This is a genomic window from Pseudomonas sp. LAP_36, from assembly GCF_019456785.1.
Taxonomy (GTDB): Bacteria; Pseudomonadota; Gammaproteobacteria; order Pseudomonadales; family Pseudomonadaceae; genus Aquipseudomonas; species Aquipseudomonas tritici.
This window is the reverse complement of the sequence record NZ_JAHZMS010000038.1, coordinates 1-232: the sequence shown is the minus strand read 5'-3', so window position 1 is coordinate 232 and position 232 is coordinate 1. Positions and strand designations below refer to the sequence as shown.

The window sequence follows — 232 nt, the reverse complement described above, 5'->3', positions numbered from 1 at the left end:
ATTGCGCCTGCAGTGGCCAAATACGCCCGGCACCATCGGTTACGTGCCCCAGGCGCTGGAATTCGACCGCGGCTTGCCGATGACGGTGGACGATTTCATGGCCGCCATGTGTCAACGGCGCCCGGCGTTTCTGGGCCTGTCCAAACACTCCGCCGCCGCGATTGGCGAGGCGCTGGAACGGGTGGGCATGCAGGACAAACGCAAACGCCGCATGGGCGCGTTATCCGGCGGT

1 pseudogene is annotated in these 232 nt (G+C 65.5%); it reads left to right on the top strand.

What is annotated here, in order from left to right:
- Nucleotides 1–232: pseudogene (locus JBO08_RS28035) on the top strand (metal ABC transporter ATP-binding protein); the annotation flags it as partial.